Consider the following 18,728-nt stretch of genomic DNA (forward strand, 5'->3'; position numbering starts at 1 on the left):
TCTTCCTTTATGAAATCGCTCTAAAGTTTTGATATGGTTCGTTAATTTCAAGTTCATCTATTGTATAAGTTTCAACACGTGAAGCCGGGGAGGCGCCATTAATGACTCCTTGTGTAAAAGATTCAAGTGACGCGTCATCGCCTTGTGCGTGCACCTCTACATAATCTTCAACATTTTTCACTGTACCTTTGATTTGATACTTCAAAGCTAATCGTTCAGTGAAATAACGAAATCCAACCCCTTGAACACGTCCGTATACTCGGATTAAATAATGTTTCATACATTTCACCCCTCTACTCAATTATAAGTATTTTCAGTGCAAAAGACTAATATTTAAGTTTCATATCTCTTATTTTTAGGTCTTTTAGCTTGCTTTTTAAATTTAAAGATACTATCTTTTTTAGTAAGACTTTTTTTACATATAGGGGGACGTTGGTTATGTGGGAAGTTGCTAAGATTCGTGCAGACTATGAAGGTTGGTGGTTATTCGATGATTGGCCAGAACACATCATTGATTCGCAAAAATTTGAGACATTTGAAGCATTTGAACAAGCGTATCAACACATGATTCAACAAGCAAAAACGGATTATGACAATTTTATTGTTGGCAAACATAACATTTATGCATTTTATAATAATTGTGATTTGAATTTTTGTGAGGATTGTGATGAAGATTTACAGATTTTTTATAGCTTCATTACTTTAAAAAACGAAAAAATATATTTGAATTTGCCAATTATAGACTAATCAATAAATTTTAAATTCTATATTGCAAATATTGTCACATTACCTTATAATAGGGGTAAGCAATGGCATTATTCCATATTGCAAAGAATATTTTTCAGTTTTTATTTATCGAATTTATAAAGAATGAATCAGTATTTTTTGTAATATGCGAATAGCGCATATTGAATTTTAGTCTTGGAGGTTTCACAGATTATGAAACAAGGTACAGTAAAATGGTTTAACGCTGAAAAAGGTTTTGGTTTTATCGAAGTAGAAGGAGAAAACGACGTATTCGTACACTTCTCTGCAATCAACCAAGAAGGTTACAAATCATTAGATGAAGGTCAATCAGTTGAATTTGAAGTAGTTGAAGGCGACCGCGGTCCTCAAGCTGCAAACGTTGTAAAACTATAATAAATAGATGCAATATTGACTTAGAAAAAAGCAGTGAAGCTCGCTTCGCTGTTTTTTTGTTTTTTTAAATGTTTTTATCTTATCCTGTTATGAAAATACCTCTTAATATGTGCCTCATTATTTCATCTCGATTATCAATTTCTCATTCAAAATTGGGTCACTTAATCAATGATATTTCATAGTTTAGAACTCACAACTAAACGACATGGATTTCATTTTGCAGTAACATGTTAAACATTTTCAAAAACTCTAGAATAGCATGGCTCGTGTAGGTGGAAACTGTTTAAGAATTTTTATATTAAGGATAGAGTTACTATAAAGTAGGATGATACAATTAGATTTTTTAACTACATTAGACGGTTATATGTCACCTGAAGATGTAGCTAAACCGTTTCTTGAAATCATTAATAAGAACAAAAGAATGAGCAAGCAGAAATAGAAAGCAAGATAAACAAAAATAAACAACTGATAATACTGTAGATCATTTTTTCAGCAGATTTACCACTCAATTTTAAGCGACTATCCAAAAGGGGGGAGTTTGTGAAAAAAGTTGATTATGAAAAACTTTATAAAATGAGGTCAGAAATACATAAACTTTTAAAAGATAGAAAGTTACTAGATGTTGAAGACTCGATTGAAACATTTAACCCAGCAGAAGGGTTTTCAGAATTAACAGATGAAGCGTTTGAATATTTAACGTTTGGAGTTAAACTCGAATAAGCACCTAACCGATAAAAAGGCGAGGTGCTCTTTTTTTATAATTACTTTATCGCAAATCAGTATGTCAAAAGCGTTTATCTAACGAATCAATCATTTATGGCTTTCATATCATAAATAGTACTTACTTCACATCATTAATAATCAATTGGCGTAACGATTGACGTTTCACGACTTCTCTTGCTTTACCATCTTTCACAAAGAAGACGCTTGGTTTCTGCATTTGGTTATAATTCGAAGCCATACTGTAATGATACGCACCTGTCGCTAATATTGCTAAATAATCACCTCGTTTTACACTAGACGGTAACTTTGCTTCATGGATAATAATATCACCTGATTCACATAGTTTTCCTGCTATGGTTACTGTTTCATCAGGTGTTTCATTACGATTAATTAATAACGCCTGATATTTCGCGTCGTATAAAGCTGTACGGATGTGATCGCTCATACCGCCATCGATAGATACATACTTGTTGACACCAGGAATATCTTTAATCGTACCAACTTCATATAGCGTTACACCCGCTTCTGCAACGATAGAACGGCCCGGCTCGATACTCAATGTTGGTATAGGGTATTTCAATTGCTGACATTCTGCTTTAATCGCTTGTACAATCTCTGTAATACCTGCTTCAATGTCGAATGATTGGTCACCCTCAACGTATTGTGCACTAAAGCCACCACCTAAGTTGAGTAAATCGATCGTAATCGCATGTTCGTCCAACCAATTCAACACCATTTTAGCCGTTTCGATCATACCTGTTGTTTCTTCAATTTGTGAACCGATATGGAAATGAATACCTTTCAACACGATATTATTAGTATTACGGATTTTTTCAACTGCTTCCAAAGCAAGACCATGTTTTAATGAAAGACCGAATTTACTTTTCTCTTGTCCTGTTTGGATAAATTCATGTGTATGCGCTTCAACACCTGGATTCACACGTAACAGTACATCTACAGGTTTTGTGGCATACTGTTCAATGAGGTCAATTTCATCTAACGCATCAACGACGAAATAACCGATACCACTTTCAAGGGCATAACGAATTTCATGTTTTGTCTTATTGTTGCCATGAAAATGGATGCGTTGGGGGTCAAATCCTGCCTCCAATGCTGTGTAAAGTTCTCCCTCTGATACGACGTCCAATTCGAAATCTTCTTCAGCCGCAAGTTTTACCATTTGAAGACAAGTAAATGCTTTTGATGCATAAGATAACACATAGCCGATATCGTTTTGTTGAAAAGCACTGTGATAGCGTCTCATTTGTTGACGAATTTGCGCTTCATCATACACAATTGTCGGCGTACCGAAACTTTGTGCTAACGTTTTTAAACTTGTTCCTCCCAATGTCAATTCACCATTTTGATTATAACTAACTGTCATTTAAACATACTCCTTTATTAACGAATTCAAATTTAATGCACTGAGTTGTTCAGAGTTTGCGCCGACACCTTTGAACGTGTAATCATCAATACGCAAATCTGAATTATTATATAAAATGACGCTATCTTTTGCTGATACTGTGTCATCTACTTCAACAAACATATGACTCATCATGAGCGCACGAATCGGATAACGTTTGCCATTGATTGAAACGTCATGTTGTGCTCTTGTCCTTAAAATGCCATCCCCATATCCGACATCTACAACCGCTAAACGTGTATGCGGTTGTTCAACAGTATAAGCAAAACTGTATCCACAGTGATCGCCTTGTTGGACATTTCGCACTTGAATCACATTTGCTTTTACTGTCAATGCTTGTGTAATGCAACCAGGTGACAAGCTAGCGTACGGGCGTGAACCATATAACGCAATACCGATACGTGCATGCGTATGATGATCAAATACACGTTGACCTTCTCTATAATAACTGGCGCTGTTTTGAGCATGAATGAGGTCGAAATGATACCCTCGTTGTTTCACGAGTGTCTCCACAATAGTCAACCATGCCTCACGTTCTTTTTCATACATGTCGACATCAAACTCATCTGCATAACCGAAATGTGTCCACAAACCAGTAATTTCCATCTTAGGTGCCGGATTTTGCTCGTGATCAGCTAAAACGGCCAGTAATTCATCTTTTGTTTTAAAGCCAGAACGATGGAGTAGATTTTCATATTCTAGATGCACTTTCACACCCGCTAAAGCTGCTTTATTTTCACGATAAAACGTTAAGGAAGGCAACGTCATATGGATATCATTCGCTCTCAAGCGTTCAAATTCATCAGTCGCATTCATTAAAAATATCGTTGCTTCTGGCGCAAGTTCTCGGATACGTACCGCTTCAACTAACGACGTCGTACTGAACGTGTCAATACCTGCTTGTTGAAACATTTGTACGGCAAAATCCAAACCGTAATTGTACGCATTATTTTTCACAACCGCCATAACAGATTGATTTTGCGTTACTTGTTTCACATTTTGAAGAAATTGGGCTGAATCGACTTGCCATAATGCTGTCATGCTTCCACCTCATTATAGTTCATTAACAAGCGTTCGTAATAATCTGCAATACGAATCAACATGCGTTCATCAAAGTTCAAATGTGGTGTGTGTAAACCTGTCACGAACTGCTTTTCTTCGTTACGTATCCCGACAAAAACGAAATACGCCGGTGCGATTCGACCATAAAAGCTGAAGTCTTCACCAAATAAGTAGGGCAGTTCATTTTCGATGACATTGAGTTGATTGTATTCAAGGCTTTCGATGACATATTTTTTTAATGCAGGATCATTTATTGTCGGTGGATAACCTTCCGCAAAGCGTACTTCAGACTTTACGCCGAATAACAATTCTGCACTGTCACTAATTTTTTGCATTTGCCCTTGTATGATACTTAAATCATCCATATCATACGTGCGAATCGTCCCTTCTAAGTAACCATTGCTTGGAACTGTATTAATCGCTTCTCCTGCATGAAAATGACCGATATGGACGATATTTCGTTGCAGCCCATTCAAATGATACTGTTGAATTTGAGACAATTGCATCATGATGTGTTGTAACGCTTCTCCCGCAGATTGACCTTGTTCTTTGTTGGCAACATGACTCGATTCACCTTCAATAAAAAAGCGGAATTCTGTCGCACTTGCCGTAATTTCATTATCACGAATGACTACAGAGCCTTCTTCGACAAAAGGCATGACATGAACACCATAGATTGCTTTAATGTCATATGATGCAAATGCGTTCGCTTTAATCAATAAATTCGCACCACCACCTGATTCTTCAGCAGGTTGAAAAATAAATAATACATTATGTGGCAATTCATCGTTGTCATATAACGCTTTACAACGTTGTGCAAATAGCATCAGCGCAGTCGTATGACCATCATGGCCACAAGCATGCATACGATCATCTACTGTACTACGATAGTCCACATCATTTTGTTCATGTATCGGTAGGGCATCGATATCTGCTCTAAAAGCAATCGTTTCATCACTTTGACCCTTTAAAAAACCTATAATGCCCGTTTCAAGAGGGCGTTCATAAGGAATATCTAATGACTCTAAAAAACGTTGTAAATATTGTGTTGTTTCATGTTCTTGAAGACTCAGCTCGGGATGTTGATGAAGGTATCGACGATGCTGCGTGACAAATTCAAGTTCATTCATATGCTTTCACTCCCATCATTATGTATAAAAAGAGAAGAGGGTGGGTCATAAAAATTTTTGACGCGATTGATGCAATATTTTTGTTAAACTTTACCTCTCCAGCGAATTTTGTTTTTGATTGCCTTCATGGCTTTGCTCTCCGAGAGTTTAGCCCCTTCAACAAAATAAGGATTGATTAAAATGTTCATTGGATGGAAGCCGAATTGGATTTTGGAAGGAGTACAAAAATCTCATGTGGAACAAAAATTTCGTCGTACTATCCGCGCAAAGCTGACTAGACTTCTCTAAAGCGATAGCATTAATAAGTCAGACACAGCCACTCTTAAAATTAAGAGACATCATTTTGTTTTCAACCTTACCCCTCAGAAGCATCAGCCTTCTGGGCAATCTTATATCAAACGAAGAGGAAAATATAGGCAATTTTACGTAATAAAAAAACAATAGCATCATTTTTCATGTCCAATTCATCCTCATTTTTCGACCGTTTTATCATTTCAAATGAATGATGACTTTATTAGAGGTAGAGGCTGGGATAACTTAATGTCCCAGCCCTCATAAATTTAGCATTATGTTCATCCTCGGTAGAAGATACTCAAACAGAATACATAAGTTATTAAATACAATCAGTTTGAGGTTTCATCGCCAACGTTGGACGCCGACGATAAGAGATATGATAGGACGCCCATATATATTACTGATCTAACTGACGTAACGCTGCGACAATTTCACGTTTTGAATCTTCTACTTCATGCGCTTGTTTGATCACTTTCGCCGGTGTCCCCGCAACAACAGCACCTGCTGGCACATCTTGCGTCACAATGGCACCCGCAGCAACAATCGCACCCTCACCGACACGTACGCCTTCAAGAATAACGGCATTCGCTCCAATTAATACGTTATCCTCAATGACAACAGGAGAGGCACTTGGAGGTTCAATTACACCTGCTAATACTGCACCAGCACCGACGTGGACATTTTTACCTGTAGTTGCACGACCACCTAATGTCGCATTCATATCAATCATTGTGCCTTCACCAACAATGGCACCAATATTAATCGTTGCACCCATCATGACGACTGCACCGTCTCCAATCACGGCATGTTCACGAATAAATGCGCCTGGTTCGATTCGTGCATTCGTATTGATTAAGTCTTTTAATGGAATGGCCGAATTACGGCGGTCCATTTCGATTTCTAAGTCTTCAATTAGCATTTGATTTTCTTCATAAAATGCGTGCCAATCTGATGCTTCACAAAAAATGACTTTTGAATTTTCTGAACCAAATACTTTAAATTGGTCCGGAAATTGCACGTCACTGAATTCACCGTTGATATAAACTTTAATCGGTGTAGCTTTTTTTGCATCACTAATATATTGGATGATTTCTTCAGCTGTAAAATTTTTAACCATAACGTTTTATACGCTCCTTTTATAAGTTATCAAAAGTATAATACCCTGGTTGACGGTGAATTAACTTTTCTGCTGCACCTAACGCACCATTCGCAAAAATATCTTTTGACTGGGCACGGTGAGACAGTGTAATCGTTTCATCTGTTCCAGCAAATAAGACATCGTGTTCACCGACAATCGTACCTCCACGCACCGTATGAATACCAATTTCATTTTTCGTACGTTTCGCATCGTATTGACTTCTGTCATAAACAGGTGTGACATCTTGTCGTAACGATTCAATCACATCATAAAGTTTAACGAGCGTGCCACTTGGCGCATCCACTTTTTGATTATGATGTGCTTCTGTTAATTCAATGTCAAAGTCTTGCAGTAAAGGGACTGCCGCTTCTAATATTTTGGTGAGTACATGGACACCATAACTCATATTAGCACTGAAAAATACTGGCATTTTATCACTTAACGCTTGAAGTTTATCAGTAATTTGTGTCTTTTCACCCGTTGTTGCAATGACAAGGGGGAGTGTGAAATCTTCCTCTAGTAAAGGCAGTAACAATTGTGGATGTGAAAAGTCAATCGCAACATCTGCCTCTGTCACTTCACTGATTTTTTGGTAAATCGGATAGGGCACATGCGCCGTTGAACGACCTGCAATGACGCCTACAATATTATGACCGTTCGCTTCAGCTAATCGCGCGACACGTTGGTTCATTGCGCCATATCCAATTAATAAAATTTTCATGTCTGAACACCTGCTTTAAATTGATGGTAAACTGCTTTTAACTGTTGTTGCTCTTCATTATTCAGTGGTACTAAAGGCAATCGCACCTCATATTGCCCAAAGCCTTCTAACGCTGCCAAATATTTGATTGGAATAGGATTAATATCGACACTCATCGCATCAAGAAGGGTGGCAATCGGTTCAAAGCGCGCTACTCGATCCTTCACATTTGTATAAATTTGTTGGAATTCATTCGGGATGACATTCGCAACGACCGAAATGACACCATGACCACCTTGTTCATAATATGACACAATATTATCATCGTTGCCACTATACAATGCGAACTTGTCTGTATCTAAGCGTTGTTGAAGTTCTGCTAAATAATTAAAATCATTAGTCGCGTCTTTTAACGCAACGATATATGGATTCTCACTTAAACGAACGACTGTATCCACTTCGATTGTTGAGTTTGTTCTTGATGGCACATTATAAAGGACTACAGGCAGTTCTGTCGCATTCGCAATGGCTTCAAAATGGGCAACTAAACCACGCTGACTCGTTTTTAAGTAATACGGTGTGATGAGCATAATCGCATCTGCACCTAATGCCTTTGCACGTAATGACGCTTCAATTGATTTTTGCGTGTTATTCGTCCCAGTTCCTACAATAATAGGGACACGTTGTGCATTTTCTTCTATTACTGTTGTTAAAATACGATCCTTTTCTTCATCTGTCAAAGTTGGATTTTCAGCCGTCGTGCCATTAACCACGATGGATTGAATATGATTGTCGATTAAAAAATGAACTTGTCTTTTGATCGCTTCATAATCCACTTCACCGTTCGAAAAAGGGGTGATTAAAGCGACGCCTGTGCCTTCAAAAATATGTGACATAATTTATGCTCCTTTCAATTGAAGTACCTGTTCTAACACTTGGACTGCATTAAGCGCAGCACCTTTTAATAAATTGTCTGAAGTGACCCAAATGTGGAATGTATTGTCTAACGAATCGTCTTTACGAATGCGTCCGACAAACACTTCATCACGACCTGTTGAATGAATCGCCATTGGATATTCATTTTTGGCTGGGTTATCTACGAGGACAACACGCGCATCTTGTTCAAAAAGCGCTTGTATAGCTTCCACTGTTGCCGGTTGGTCTAACGTCACATTCATATGAACGCTATGACTATCTTGTACCGGTACACGTACACAAGTTGCTGTGACATTTAAAGTCGGCTCATTTAAAATCTTTCTTGTTTCGTCAATCATTTTTTGTTCTTCTTTTGTATAACCATCATCCAAAAAGACATCAATATGAGGTAGTACGTTGTTATAAATCGGATGTGGATAAGCTTGAGGCGCCACACCTTTTGGACCGTCTTCTAAGTCTTTTTTACCTTTCATACCTGACCCCGATACAGCTTGATAAGTCGTGTATGCCACACGTTTTAACCCATATTTTTCTTGCAATGGTTTCAGTGGTACGACCGATTGAATCGTTGAACAGTTTGGGTTAGCAATAATACCTCTTTTAAAAGTAGGGGCGTTAACTTCAGGTACGACAAGGTCAACGTCTTCCGTCATGCGCCATTGACTTGAATTATCAATAATGATGGCACCGTGTGATTCAAACAGTGGGGCAAAATGAGCACTCGTACCGCCACCTGCACTCATTAAGACGTAATCAAAATCACCATCCGTCGCTTCATCTGTCAATTCTTGCACGATATACGTCTGACCTTGAAACGTGACTTCTTGACCTGCTGAACGTGCTGAAGAAAAAAGCACGAGTTCATCAAAAGCAATACCTTTACGATCAAGTGTTTCTAAAATCTTTGTTCCTACTAATCCTGTTGCACCTACAACTGCTAATTTTGTCATTCCACTTCACTCCATTTTTTCAATTCACAAATATTGTAATGTTCTTAAAATTTAGATAATAATTGAACTATTGGTAGTACAGATTGGCACTTGATGTTGATTACTAGAGCACTTGTTGAAGAGGGCAAATATCACTGATATCCAGACCGCTTCAAAAATGATAAATAAAAAACAAGCTCGGCGTGCGAACTTGTCAACTCTATATACAAGTGATGCACTCCATTATTGTAACAATAATGACAGATTCTTAGCTCTTAACCAGAGAATCCAACAAACAAGTACCTGCAATACTGTTCGTTTCGGCATCTCACCCTTTCGATATACAATGTTTGCAGACATGACTTCAATATATCTACTTATGATCGATGCGCCTCATCAATAACTATTCAATTATTATGGATACCATTATACATAGAAAGTCATCATGTGTAAACAGAAAATGCTGAAAATTTTAAAATACATCAAAAATTTCAGCATTCTTTTAGGTTCAATTGTTGACCTTTTTATAAGTAACGTGATGTAGAATTAAGTTTGAAAAGACTATTATCTTAAGTCAGTATATGCAATGGGGGAGACCTACATATGCATCCGATTTACTCAAAAAAACGAGATGACATCATATCATCCCGTTAAATAATGATTATGCTTTAGATTTCAAAATACCTTTTTCCTCTAAGTAGGCCTCGTAAGAAATTTCTTTCGATAAACCACCAGGCACATCTAAATCAATGACACGATTCGCAATAGTGTTAATAAACTCAAAGTCATGCGATGTGAAAATCATAGACCCTTTAAATGATTTCAAACCTTCATTGACAGATGTAATACTTTCCAAATCTAAATGGTTTGTTGGCTCATCTAATAACAATACGTTCGCACTAGAAAGCATCATTTTACTTAACATACAACGTACTTTCTCACCACCGGAAAGAACGCTTGCTTTTTTCTTCACTTCTTCACCACTGAATAACATACGTCCTAAGAAACCACGTAAAAATGTCTCAGTTTGTTCATTTTCTGGCGCATATTGTCTTAACCAATCGACTAAGTTCATATCAACGCCTTCAAAATACGCTGAGTTATCTTTAGGGAAGTAGCTTTGTGATGTTGTCACACCCCATTTATAGCTGCCTTCATCCGGTTCCATCTCGCCCGCTAAAATTTTAAGTAGTGTTGTTTTTGCGATTTCACTTTCGCCCATTAAAACCGCTTTGTCATTTGGGTTCATCGTGAATGACAATGAATCTAACACTTTTTCACCGTCAATTGTTTTAGAAAGATTTTCAACAAATAATAAATCATTACCAATCTCGCGTTCTGGCGTAAATTTTACGAAAGGATAACGACGTGAAGACGGTTGAATATCATCCAATTCAATTTTCTCAAGTTGTTTTTTACGGCTCGTAGCTTGTTTAGACTTAGAGGCATTGGCAGAGAAACGTGCAATAAAGTCTTGTAACTCTTTAATTTTCTCTTCTTTTTTCTTATTTTGTTCTTGTGCCATTTTTTGTGCTAATTGACTAGATTGATACCAGAAGTCATAGTTTCCGACATAAACTTTGATTTTACCGAAGTCTAAGTCAGCAATGTGTGTACAAACATTATTTAAAAAGTGTCGGTCATGGGAAACAACGATCACTGTATTATCAAAGTTAATTAAGAAGTCTTCTAACCAACTAATCGCTTGAATATCCAAACCGTTTGTCGGCTCATCCAGTAAGAGTACATCAGGCTCACCGAACAAACTTTGAGCGAGTAACACTTTCACTTTTTGGTTATTTTCAAGCTCTGACATTGTTTTATCGTGCAAGTCTGTACCAATGCCTAAACCAGATAATAATGTTGCAGCGTCAGATTCCGCGTTCCAACCATTCATTTCAGCAAATTCACCTTCAAGTTCTGCTGCGCGAATACCATCTTCGTCACTGAAATCAGGTTTCATATAAATAGCGTCTTTTTCTTGCATCACTTCAAACAATCGTTCATGACCTTTAATAACAACGTCTAGCACGCGCTCATCTTCATACGCAAAGTGATCCTGTTTAAGGACTGCTAAACGTTCATCTTTACCGAGTGACACGTGACCTGTTTGTGAATCAATTTCACCTGATAAAATTTTTAAGAAAGTAGATTTTCCGGCACCATTCGCACCAATTAAACCGTAACAATTTCCTGGTGTAAACTTAATGTTCACATCTTCAAATAATTTACGATCACCAAAACGTAAACTTACATCCGTAACTTGTAACATGCATTTTCTCCTTTAATTCAATTATTCTAATGGATGCATTATATCATGAGAATGCCTTATAAATCTAATTTCTGTTGTATTTTCTACCATCATTTCAGCTAAAAACATAGACGTTGTTCAAGAGATTTCATTATTTCACTGCTTAACACATATCAACATGCTATAATAGAATTAACTTATCAATTAAAGAGGAGTACGTTATGTCTTTTAAAGAAAATGAAATTATTGGGACGATAGAATTTTTAGAAGTGAAGTCGCTTGAAGGTTCTACATATCACTTAGAAGGTCCAAACCGAGAAAAAATTAAATTAAATGCATCTGAAGTAAACGAAGATGACGATTTAGAAATAGGGGAGTCGTATAGCTTTTTCGTCTATCCTAACCGTTCTGGCGATTTGTTTGCCACTCAAAACATGCCAGATATTACTGTTGGACGGTATGATTTTGTACGCGTGTTAAACACAGATCGTGATGGGGCACGTGTAGATGTTGGATTGCCTCGCGAAGTATTAATCCCATGGGAAGATTTACCTAAATTGAAGGCATTATGGCCAGAAAAAGGCGACGAACTATTATGTACATTACGTATTGACCGCGATAGACAAATGTTTGCACGTTTAGCTTCAGAAACAACAGTGCACCAAATGTTTACACCTGTCGCAGCAGATAAAATAGAAGAACTACGTAATCAAATGATACAAGCACGTCCATATCGTTTATTACGCGTTGGTACATTTTTATTATCAGAAGACGGCTATAAAATTTTTGTACATGAGTCAGAACGTCAAGAAGAACCGCGTTTAGGGCAGGCATGTGACGTCCGTATTATCGGTGTAAATGATAAAGGGGAGTTAAATGGTTCATTTTTACCACTTGCACATGAACGGTTAGATGACGATGGCGAAAAAATATTTAATTTACTTGTGGAATATGAAGGTGAGTTGCCATTCTGGGATAAATCTAGCCCTGAAGCAATTAAAGAAGTATTTAATATGAGCAAAGGTGCATTCAAACGTGCAATTGGTCATTTATACAAACAACGCCTCATCAATATTGAAACAGGTAAAATCACTTTGACACGTAAAGGTTGGACACGTGTAGAAGAGAAATAGTTAATCATTCATGAGAGACTTGCCCAAGTGGTGAGTCTTTTTTTGATCTTAAACACCCACACAAAAGCCAAATCCCCATATATTTCAACATTCTTACACTAAAATTCACTTAGTTCATCCCTATCAACTTAATTTTTGAAATCCTTAAATATTTATTAACTCAATGTAATTATATTGTCGTTTAAAACTAAACAATATATAATAGCGATTAATGTGTTTATAAACGTTGTATAAAACATGAGATTAAGAGAAGAAGAGGGAAAAAAGTGATTACAAATAAAAATATATATAGTATTCGAAAGCATAAACTTGGCGTGGCATCATTCTTATTGGGGACATTATTTGTTGTAGGGCATGCAAATAATGCTGAAGCTTCAGAAGTGAGCACAACAACACAAGAACAAAATGCCGAAAAAGAGCAGGCAAAAACTGAGCGCGAACTAACAACTGAGGCAGCACAACAAGCAGTCAGCGAATCAGCATCTATAGCTGAAAACATGCAGGAAACAACATCAGTGGCAAGTGAAAATGCGAAAGCGGTTACAGCTTCTGATAGCACACAAGAAGTCACAAAAACTGAAGCAAAAGATACAGCAACAATGAAAGATTCAGAAATTGCACAACCTGTATCAGAAGTGAATAAACCTGTTACTCAAACAGCACCCGTTCAAACACCAACAACAGCAACAGAACATAAGTCACCACGACAAGTACAAGAAGTTACTTCACCAGTGGACACAAAAGTAATTAATGTAGAAAACGGAACAGATGTGACAAGTAAAGTAAAAGTTGAAACATCGTCAATTACAGGCCATCAGAATAACGATAAAACATACCGTCAATCGAACACTGTAAATCCACATAAAGCTGAACGTGTGACATTAAATTATGAATGGTCATTTGAAAATGGAATTAAAGCTGGTGATTATTTTGACTTTCAATTAAGCGACAATGTCGATACAAACGGGATATCAACTGTTAAAAAAGTTCCAAATATCGTAGACACTCAAAATAACGATACAGTTATTGCTTATGGTGAGGTTAAAGATAAAAATCGTATCCGTTACCGCTTTACAGATTATGTAAGTGATAAAGAAAATGTAGTGGGTAAATTATCATTAAATCTATTCATTAATCCAGCAAAAGTTCAAAACAGAGGAAATATCAATGTTTCATCTACTTTAGGTAGCATTAAAACTGAAGAAACTTTCAATATTGAATATATTGATGGTGTAAAAAACAATGAAGGAGTCACATTAAATGGCCGACTTGATGATTTATCAAAAGCAGATCAATCATTTACACACTATACAACTTTCAAGCCAAGCCAGAATGAATTAACAAATGTGTCCTTAAAAGGTACAGTTACAACAGGAGCAATAGAAAACGGAATAGCCGGTGAAGTTAAAATTTATGAATTTATTGGTAGTGGTGAACTTCCAGAAAGTGTCTATGCTAATGTTAATGATACTAGCCATTTTAATGACATCACAAGCAATTTGTCAAACTCAATCAAAAGTACTAGTACTGGATATGAAATCACTTTTGATATGAAAAACAAAAAACCTTACGTTATTGTTTATAAAGGACATTATAATAAAGATGCTTCAGATTTTGACTTTACGACAAATGCAATAGGGCACCAAAACTTAAACCGTTCTCCATACAATCATTACTGGAGCTACAATCATTATTTCAATCTAACATGGAAAAATGGTGTTGCTTTCTACTCTAATAACGCAAGTGGGGAAGGGAACGACAAACCTGTACCGCCGACTTATGGATTTAGTGAATTAGTGGACACAACTCAAAATACGGCACCTGCTACGATGACTTTCCAAACAACTGGTGTTTTAGAAGAGATTGAAGATAGTGTTGTATTAAATACACTTTCACAATCTGGTGAGGATCGTGGTGAAAATACTTCTCCAATTATCGAGACAACAGAAGATTCACAGCCTGTTGAGTTTGAAGAAGAGACAAATCATGGCATTCAAGACGTGACACTTCATGCAGATGCTGTTGATTTTGAGGAAGAAACAAACCATGGTGAACAAGACACGGTACACCACTCTGATGTCGTTGAATACGACGAAGATACGACAACTGGCATGTTAACAGGTGCCATTTCTGACCATACAACAGAAGAAGACACGATGGAGTACACAACTGATGGCTTATTGATTGAGTTTGATGATGAAATGAATCCTAATGTGAGCGGTCAGTACGATGACATCACAACGGATACGATAGAGGAATCATCTCATATTGACACATTCACTGAACTTGAATCTGAATTTGGTCAACATGACGGTATAGTGACATTTGAAGAAGATACTATCGTTGAGAAGCCGAAAACAGAAAAGGGTAACCGAGTACCACTTGTAATTGATTTATCAACACCAAAACATAACCATCAGTTCAATATTCAACCTACCGATCCAAATATTGATACCTCTGCTACGTATCGAATTGGCAATTTTGTATGGCGCGATGAAGATCACAATGGCGTACAAAATGATGGTGAACATGGTCTTGAAGGTGTTCTTGTCACACTTAAAACAGCTGATGGTGTCGTTTTAAATACAACGACAAGTGATGCCAATGGACACTACCAGTTCACTAATGTTCAAAAAGGAAAATATATTGTTGAATTCACTACACCTGAAGGTTATGAAGCAACAAGCAAACATACTACAGCGAATACTGAAAAAGACTCTGATGGGTTAATCGCAAATATCGATGTTACTCAAGATGATATGTCAATCGATGCTGGTTTCTTCCCGTTAGAAAACTGGAATGCTCAACCCAAAGATGAAACATATACTATTGGCGATTTTGTTTGGCGCGATGAAGATCACAATGGCGTACAAAACGATGGCGAACATGGTCTCGAAGGCGTTCTTGTCACACTTAAAACAGCTGATGGTGTCGTTTTAAATACAACGACAAGTGATGCCAATGGACACTACCAGTTCACTAATGTTCAAAAAGGAAAATATATTGTTGAATTCACTACACCTGAAGGTTATGAAGCAACAAGCAAACATACTACAGCGAATACTGAAAAAGACTCTGATGGGTTAATCGCAAATATTGATGTTACTCAAGATGATATGTCAATCGATGCTGGTTTCTTCCCGTTAGAAAACTGGAATCCTCAACCCAAAGATGAAACATATACTATTGGCGATTTTGTTTGGCGCGATGAAGATCACAATGGCGTACAAAACGATGGCGAACATGGTCTCGAAGGCGTTCTTGTCACACTTAAAACAGCTGATGGCGTCGTTTTAAATACAACGACGAGTGATGCCAATGGACACTACCAGTTCACTAATGTTCAAAAAGGAAAATATATTGTTGAATTCACTACACCTGAAGGCTATGAAGCAACAAGCAAACATACTACAGCGAATACTGAAAAAGACTCTGATGGGTTAATCGCAAATATCGATGTTACTCAAGATGATATGTCAATCGATGCTGGTTTCTTCCCGTTAGAAAACTGGAATCCTCAGCCAGAGCCGAAAAACCCTGATGATAAAGAGAAACCGGGACCTGAGCAACCTGATGTACCTCAACCAGAGCCGAAAAACCCTGATGATAGAGAGAAACCGGCACCTGAGCAACCTGATGTACCTCAGCCAGAACCGAAAAACCCTGATGATAGAGAGAAACCGGCACCTGAGCAACCTGATGTACCTCAACCAGAGCCGAAAAATCCTGATGATAAAGAGAAACCGGCACCTGAGCAACCTGATGCACCTCAACCAAAGCCGATGCTCCCAGGTGAAAAGGTGAAACCAAAACCAACTCATCCCGGTGAAGCTATGCAAACAACACCTCAGGACAAATCAACATCTCAAACAGATGAAGCACTTCCTAAAACAGGTGAATCATCATCACAATCATCTGCTTTAATCTTCGGTGGTTTACTCAGTCTATTAGGACTTGGTTTATTACGTCGATCATCTAAACAAAACCGTTCTTCAATGAAATAAGCATCACATTAAAAAACCCCTGATTGTGCGATGATGTGCAATCAGGGGTTTCATTCTATATTAAATTTCAGTCGTTAATGACTCTAATTCGTCCACTAATTCGCCAATATAAGCAATCGTATCTTTAAGTGGTTGATCTGTTGTGACATCGATACCTGCAAGTTGTGCCAATTCAACAGGGGACATACTTCCACCTGCGCTTAATGTGTTCAACCAATCTTGAACAGCAGTCTCACCTTCATTTTTAATACGTTGTGCCATAATCGTACCAATTGTTAAACCAGCAGAATATGTGTATGAGTATAAGCCCATATAGTAATGCGGTTGACGCATCCAAGTCAATTCCGCACCATCTGTAATTGTCACGGTATCTCCCCAGAATTGTTCGATGACTTGTCGTTTAATTGCATTCAAGGTAGGGGCGCTAAGTGATTCACCCTGATCGACACGTTGATATACTTCACGTTGATATGCGGCTTCAAGTAAATGTGTCACCATATTATGATAGTACGTACGAGAAATAATCGAAGCAATTGCCCAACGTTTGAAACGTGCATCATTACTGTTTTTAAATAAGTAATTCAACATTAACATTTCGTTCATTGTCGATGGCGCTTCAACAAAATACATAGACGCCTCAGATTGTAAATAATTTTGATGCTTTTGTGCAAATGTAAAGTGTCCGGCATGTCCCAGTTCATGTGCTAGGACGAAAGCTTCAGTCATTTTACCTGTCCACGAAATAAAGATGTAGCTATGAGATGCATAAGGGCTTGCACAATAAGCACCTGTTTCTTTCCCTTTGTTTTGCGGGAAGTCAATCCAACGTGCATCATACGCTTGGTGTAACATGTCGACGTATTCTGAACCTAATACGTCTAATGCACCAAAGATGTATTTTTTCGACTCTTCAATTGTAATTTCTGGTTCAAAAGTAGGGTCGATAGAGATTTTTAAGTCTTCAAATTTGAGTTCATCTAAACCGTTTGCTTGTTGAACAAGTTTCGCATATTTGCGCATAATTGGTGCTAAATCAGACATAATTAAATCAATTTGGCGGTGATACATATCCAAAGTAACATCTTGTTCTTCCAATAAATATTCAATCACAGAATCATAACCACGCAAGTCAGCCTCAAGTTTTTCACGTTGCACTTGCGCATTATACACTGCAGCAGTCGTATGTTCATACTTTTTAAGGGTATCGCTAAAATGACGGAAACTTGCACGACGAAGCGCTGTATCGTCATGATCTTCGTAATAACCTTCAAATGTCGTATAATCCATGTCATACGTTAGACCATTGACTTCAAATGTTCCGAAATCAATATCTAACATTTTCGTCACGCCATAAATATCATATGGCACATCTAATGCTGTTGACATACTCGCAAGTGCTTCTTCAGCTTTAGGGTGCAATTGATGCGGTTTTTTCTTTTGTAGTTGTGTTAAATAATAACTGTAATCTAACTCTGAAATCGCTTGTTGCATCACAGCATCATCAAGATTTAATAGTTCTGACTCTACAAAAGTCAATTGGCTTAAAACTTTGCCATATTGTGTAGAAAATAGGGCGTTTAAACGTTGTCTTTCAGCATCAGACGTATCGACGCTATGTAAAAGTTCCGCGTAATTACCCGCACGTTCTAATTCAACGAGCAATTGCGCATATGTATTTAAACCTTTTTCAAGATTTTCAACGGTATTGAGTTGGTTTTCGTATTGCACTTTAAATGCTTGAGCTTCTTGCGGCAATGATTTCAGCGCTTGTTCATAACTTTCTGGATTAAGATATAAATCAGTCAAATCCCAAGTTTCTACTCTAGCAACTTCTGAACGATGTGGTAGTTTTTGTGACATAATAA

The 18,728-nt window shown here is 37.4% G+C and carries 15 protein-coding genes and 1 riboswitch; of the genes, 5 read left to right on the plus strand and 10 right to left on the minus strand.

Annotated elements, in window-relative coordinates:
• Positions 1-7 precede the first annotated feature (7 nt).
• The gene (locus P3U61_RS06735; protein WP_014613943.1) at positions 8-280 is read right to left on the minus strand and encodes an acylphosphatase; all 273 of its coding nucleotides are present in this window, start codon (positions 278-280) and stop codon (positions 8-10) included.
• Between the two features lie 158 nt (positions 281-438).
• Here P3U61_RS06735 and msaA point away from each other — a divergent pair, with 158 nt between their 5' ends.
• From msaA to P3U61_RS06750, 3 genes are all read left to right on the plus strand, one after another.
• A complete protein-coding gene (gene msaA, locus P3U61_RS06740; RefSeq protein WP_014613944.1) occupies positions 439-747 on the plus strand; it encodes a regulatory protein MsaA in 309 nt (102 codons plus the stop codon).
• Between the two features lie 192 nt (positions 748-939).
• Positions 940-1,140, plus strand: a complete 201-nt coding sequence (cspA, locus tag P3U61_RS06745; RefSeq protein WP_014613945.1) for a cold shock protein CspA — start codon at positions 940-942, stop codon at positions 1,138-1,140.
• A gap of 540 nt (positions 1,141-1,680) precedes the next feature.
• Positions 1,681-1,860, plus strand: coding sequence for a hypothetical protein (locus P3U61_RS06750; RefSeq protein WP_063284362.1), 180 nt, complete (start codon positions 1,681-1,683; stop codon positions 1,858-1,860).
• Between the two features lie 121 nt (positions 1,861-1,981).
• Here P3U61_RS06750 and lysA read toward each other — a convergent pair whose 3' ends face one another.
• From lysA to P3U61_RS06790, 8 genes are all read right to left on the minus strand, one after another.
• The gene (gene lysA / locus P3U61_RS06755) at positions 1,982-3,247 is read right to left on the minus strand and encodes a diaminopimelate decarboxylase (protein ID WP_015729108.1); all 1,266 of its coding nucleotides are present in this window, start codon (positions 3,245-3,247) and stop codon (positions 1,982-1,984) included.
• Positions 3,248-4,327, minus strand: coding sequence for an alanine racemase (gene alr / locus P3U61_RS06760; protein ID WP_037543065.1), 1,080 nt, complete (start codon positions 4,325-4,327; stop codon positions 3,248-3,250).
• Positions 4,324-5,478: a M20 metallopeptidase family protein gene (locus P3U61_RS06765; protein WP_014613950.1), complete on the minus strand. Its 1,155-nt coding sequence runs from the start codon at positions 5,476-5,478 to the stop codon at positions 4,324-4,326. The genes alr and P3U61_RS06765 overlap by 4 nt, the downstream gene beginning before the upstream one ends.
• Positions 5,479-6,169: 691 nt before the next feature.
• Positions 6,170-6,889, minus strand: a complete 720-nt coding sequence (gene dapD / locus P3U61_RS06770; protein WP_014613951.1) for a 2,3,4,5-tetrahydropyridine-2,6-dicarboxylate N-acetyltransferase — start codon at positions 6,887-6,889, stop codon at positions 6,170-6,172.
• Positions 6,890-6,908: 19 nt separating this feature from the next.
• Positions 6,909-7,631 carry a 4-hydroxy-tetrahydrodipicolinate reductase gene (dapB, locus tag P3U61_RS06775; protein WP_014613952.1) on the minus strand — a complete coding sequence of 241 codons (723 nt, stop codon included), beginning with the start codon at positions 7,629-7,631 and terminating at the stop codon, positions 6,909-6,911.
• A complete protein-coding gene (dapA, locus tag P3U61_RS06780; protein WP_014613953.1) occupies positions 7,628-8,506 on the minus strand; it encodes a 4-hydroxy-tetrahydrodipicolinate synthase in 879 nt (292 codons plus the stop codon). The genes dapB and dapA overlap by 4 nt, the downstream gene beginning before the upstream one ends.
• A 3-nt stretch (positions 8,507-8,509) precedes the next feature.
• On the minus strand, positions 8,510-9,496 hold the full coding sequence (locus P3U61_RS06785) for an aspartate-semialdehyde dehydrogenase (protein WP_014613954.1): 987 nt from the start codon (positions 9,494-9,496) through the stop codon (positions 8,510-8,512).
• 204 nt (positions 9,497-9,700) lie between these two features.
• Positions 9,701-9,880, minus strand: a riboswitch (Lysine riboswitch).
• A 256-nt stretch (positions 9,881-10,136) separates the two neighbouring features.
• Positions 10,137-11,747 (minus strand): ABC-F family ATP-binding cassette domain-containing protein, encoded by a 1,611-nt coding sequence (locus P3U61_RS06790; protein WP_014613955.1) that lies wholly within the window; start codon positions 11,745-11,747, stop codon positions 10,137-10,139.
• 200 nt (positions 11,748-11,947) lie between these two features.
• On the opposite strand from P3U61_RS06790, the gene P3U61_RS06795 reads away from it, so the two are divergent.
• Positions 11,948-12,859, plus strand: coding sequence for a CvfB family protein (locus tag P3U61_RS06795; protein WP_014613956.1), 912 nt, complete (start codon positions 11,948-11,950; stop codon positions 12,857-12,859).
• 266 nt (positions 12,860-13,125) lie between these two features.
• Complete coding sequence (locus tag P3U61_RS06800; protein WP_201308566.1) at positions 13,126-16,863, plus strand: SdrD B-like domain-containing protein; 3,738 nt, start codon at positions 13,126-13,128, stop codon at positions 16,861-16,863.
• 60 nt (positions 16,864-16,923) lie between these two features.
• Here P3U61_RS06800 and pepF read toward each other — a convergent pair whose 3' ends face one another.
• Positions 16,924-18,723: an oligoendopeptidase F gene (gene pepF / locus P3U61_RS06805; RefSeq protein WP_099997522.1), complete on the minus strand. Its 1,800-nt coding sequence runs from the start codon at positions 18,721-18,723 to the stop codon at positions 16,924-16,926.
• Between the last annotated feature and the right edge of the window lie 5 nt (positions 18,724-18,728).

It is taken from the genome of Staphylococcus pseudintermedius (assembly GCF_034042775.1).
In the GTDB taxonomy this organism is placed as follows: Bacteria; Bacillota; Bacilli; order Staphylococcales; family Staphylococcaceae; genus Staphylococcus; species Staphylococcus pseudintermedius.